We start from the raw sequence: 3,628 nt of genomic DNA on the forward strand, positions 1-3,628 counted from the left end.
CCACCGACGCCCGCCACCGCGCCGACGCCAAGAGCGCCCTCATCACCCTCGTCGAACACGCCCTCATGGCACGGCTGAAGTAACGGGACGGGCATGTGTGCGCGGCAGGGCGGGCTGTGTCGTACGACACGGCCCGCCCTGCTCGTTCATAACGTTTCGACAGAGAATTGCCCGCCGCCGGGCACGGGGTGCGGTCGGGTGGTACCGCTGTGCGCACGAGCGTTCCCGTTTTCACCGCCGGTCACTCTTTATGTCCGTTTTACGTAGGCCGTCGGGCCGTCCGGACCGCACGGCCGGACTGTTTGGAACACGGCCGTTGACCGTGCTGGAATTCAACTAACCAGCTAGTAGCACCGCCGAGAGGTTGTTGGTCGAGTGAGGCGAAGCAGCTCGAGCCCCGCGGATGAATCCGCGCGCGGCAACTTCACCCCGCCGCAGCGCGCGGCCGCACCGCCCGTCGACGTGCCCGCGGAGCCGCCGGCGAAGGGCAGCACCAGCAGGTTCTCGCCCCGCAACTGGCGCGTGGCGACCCGTCTGAACGCCATCCTGCTCCTGCCCGTCCTCGTCGGACTGGTCATGGGCGGCTTCCAGGTGAAGGGGTCCATCGACACCTGGAACGAGGCCAAGGACGCCGAGAAGACCGCCCGCGTGGTCCAGGCGGCGGCGGAGTACGGCCAGGCGCTGCTCAACGAGCGCGACCTCACGGCCGAGCCGCTGCTGAAGGGCGACAAGAACAACGCGGCCGTCGCGAAGGCCTACGCGGCCACCAACGACGCCAAGGACAAGTTCGCGCTGGCGGTCGCGGACCTCCCGAAGAACCAGGGCCTGGAGCGCCGCCTGGAGCTCTTCCGCAAGGAGGAGCCGAAGCTGGAGGCGGTCCGCAAGACCGCCTACACGGCCCCGGAGACGGCGAAGAAGAACCTGCCGTCCCAGGCCGGCCCCATCCCCACCGAGGACGGCTACCTCCTCGTCCAGCACTACCTGATGCAGTTCTCCAACGAACTGGGTCTGGGCACCGGCAACGTCACCAGCTACGGCCGCATGGTCTACGCGGTCGAGCTCGCCAAGGCCGCCGAGTCGCTCCAGCGCGCCATCGGCACGCACCTCCTCGTCCGCCCGAGCGAGAACGAGGAAGTCCGCAAGGCCCAGCTGATCGCCTTCTCCTCGTACGCCTACCTGGAGGAGATCGCGGTCGGCGAGTACGTCGCCGCGGGCACCGAGGAAGACGTCAACCGCCTCCGCGAGGTGATGGACAAGAAGAAGAAGGACGGCGCCGCCAAGATCGCCGCCGCGAAGGGGCAGGCCGAGCAGGCCGGCACCCCGTTCAAGGCCCCGCCCGTCGTCCAGGACTCGGCGCTCGCCGGCATGACCGAGGCGATAGCCGGCGGCGAGAAGCCCTCCGTGCTCGCCAAGAACGGCACCACCCCGCAGGCCTGGCAGGCCGCGGCGACGGCCAAGTTCGAGGGCTACGCCGAGATCGAGAAGGAACTCCTCGACAAGGCCGTCAAGGACACCGTCGCCATCTCCGAGGACGCCCGCAACGACGCCATCGTCACCGGCGCCATCGTGGTCGTGGCCCTGCTGGCCGCGTTCATCCTCGCCGGCATGGTGGCCCGCCAGATGAGCCGCTCGATGCGCCGCCTGCGCTCCGCCGCCTTCGACGTGGCCGAGCAGCGCCTGCCGGCGCTCGTCGACCAGCTCTCCCGCACCGACCCAGGCAAGGTCGACACCCGCGTCGCCCCGATCCCGATCGACTCCCAGGACGAGATCGGCGAGGTCGCCCGCGCCTTCGACCAGGTCCACCGCGAAGCGGTCCGCCTCGCCGCCGAGCAGGCCCTCCTGCGGGGCAACGTCAACGCGATCTTCACGAACCTCTCCATGCGCAACCAGTCGCTGATCGAGGGCCAGCTGACCCTCATCACCGACCTGGAGAACAACGAGGCCGACCCGGACCAGCTGGAGAACCTCTTCCGCCTGGACCACCTGGCCACCCGCATGCGCCGCAACGGCGAGAACCTCCTCATCCTCGCGGGCGAGGAGCCGGGCCGCCGCTGGGACCAGCCGGTGCCCCTCGTCGACGTCCTGCGCGCCGCCTCCTCGGAGGTGGAGCAGTACGAGCGCATCGAGTTCGAGGGCGTCTCCGACGCCGAGATCCACGGCCAGGCCGTGACTGACCTCGTGCACCTGCTCGCCGAGCTGCTGGAGAACGCCACCACGTTCTCCTCCCCGCAGACCAAGGTCCGCGTCAACGCCACGCGACTGCCCGACGGCCGCGTCATGGTCGAGATCCACGACAAGGGCATCGGCCTCACCGCCGAGGACTTCGCGGACATCAACCACAAGCTGGCCAACCCGCCGACCGTGGACGCCGCGATCTCGCAGCGCATGGGCCTCTTCGTGGTCGGCCGCCTGGCGGACCGGCACAACATCCGCGTCCAGCTGCGCCCCTCGGGCGAGGCGGCCGGCACCACGTCGCTGATCATGCTCCCGGACGCCATCACCCACGGTGGCGGCGGCGAGGGCATCCCGGACGACGAGTTCACCGTCTCCTCGATGATCCCGCAGCAGGCGGCCGAGCAGGACGCCCCGCTGCGCACCGCGGCCGAGCTCGGCTTCGACGACTCCCGCTACGACGCCGACGGGGCCTCCGCGGGCCCGGTGGGCCGCTCCCTGGGCCACCAGGAGCGCCGCGCGGCCCTCGCCGCCCAGCTGGGCCAGCCGCAGGCCGGCCAGGAGCAGGCCGAGCAGGAGTATGCGGAACCGCAGCCGGAGCACGGGTACCAGGAGTACCCGGAGTACGGCGGGCAGTCGGCTCCCGTCTACGACCCGGCCTACGACACCGGCCAGGCGCACCACCAGCAGCAGGGCTACGAGGCGTACCCGCAGCAGGACTACGGTTATGCGGAAGCCGACTACCAGGAGCCGCACCAGGACTCCCAGGCATACCAGGGCGGTTACGAAACCCAGGCCCAGCACGGTGCCTGGCCGGAGCAGAACACCTACTCCGAGGGCTACGACCAGGGGTACGGGACCGAATCGGAACCCCCCGTCGCTCCCGAACCCGCCGCGGACCGCGTAGGCTTCGACCGTCCGGGCGCCGCTGCCGACACCGGTCACGCAATGACCGGAGCGGGCCTGCCGCGCCGCGGCAGCCAGCAGCAGTGGCAGCCGGCGCAGCAGGAAGCGGAGTCCCCCGGATCCCTCTTCGAGCAGCGGCCGCAGCGACAGCAGCAGGCCGCCGCCCCGAAGGCGGACGAGGAGGGCGGTCCGGGCTGGCGCTCGAAGAACGACGAGCGCTGGCAGCAGGCCGGAAAGCTCCGCGAGCCGAAGGCGGGCGGGGTCACCTCGTCCGGTCTCCCTCGGCGGGTGCCCAAGGCCAACCTGGTCGAGGGCTCCGCGGAGACGACCCCGCAGGGCGGCCCCCAGGTCTCCCGCGCTCCGGAGGACGTCCGCGGCAGGTTGAGCAACCTGCGGCGCGGTGTCCAGCAGGGACGCAGCGCGGGTACTGAGCAGTCAAGTAACAGCTATGACCAGGAGCGTTAGTGTGAGCCCGATGAGCCAGGCGGCACAGAACCTGAACTGGTTGATCACCAACTTCGTGGACAACACCCCCGGGGTGTCCCACACG

Annotated in this window: 1 protein-coding gene and 2 pseudogenes; all 3 read left to right on the top strand. The window is 70.4% G+C overall.

Translation table 11 applies throughout. The annotated features are described in order from the left end of the window. Positions 1–83 (top strand): annotated as a pseudogene (locus IE170_RS32240) (ATP-binding protein); the annotation flags it as partial. Between the two features lie 292 nt (positions 84–375). Further along, positions 376–3,543 (top strand): sensor histidine kinase, encoded by a 3,168-nt coding sequence (locus tag IE170_RS32245; protein WP_189813033.1) that lies wholly within the window; start codon positions 376–378, stop codon positions 3,541–3,543. 10 nt (positions 3,544–3,553) lie between these two features. Next, positions 3,554–3,628: pseudogene (locus IE170_RS32250) on the top strand (roadblock/LC7 domain-containing protein); the annotation flags it as partial.

The sequence above is a fragment of the Streptomyces toxytricini genome (assembly GCF_014649915.1).
GTDB lineage: Bacteria > Actinomycetota > Actinomycetes > Streptomycetales > Streptomycetaceae > Streptomyces > Streptomyces toxytricini.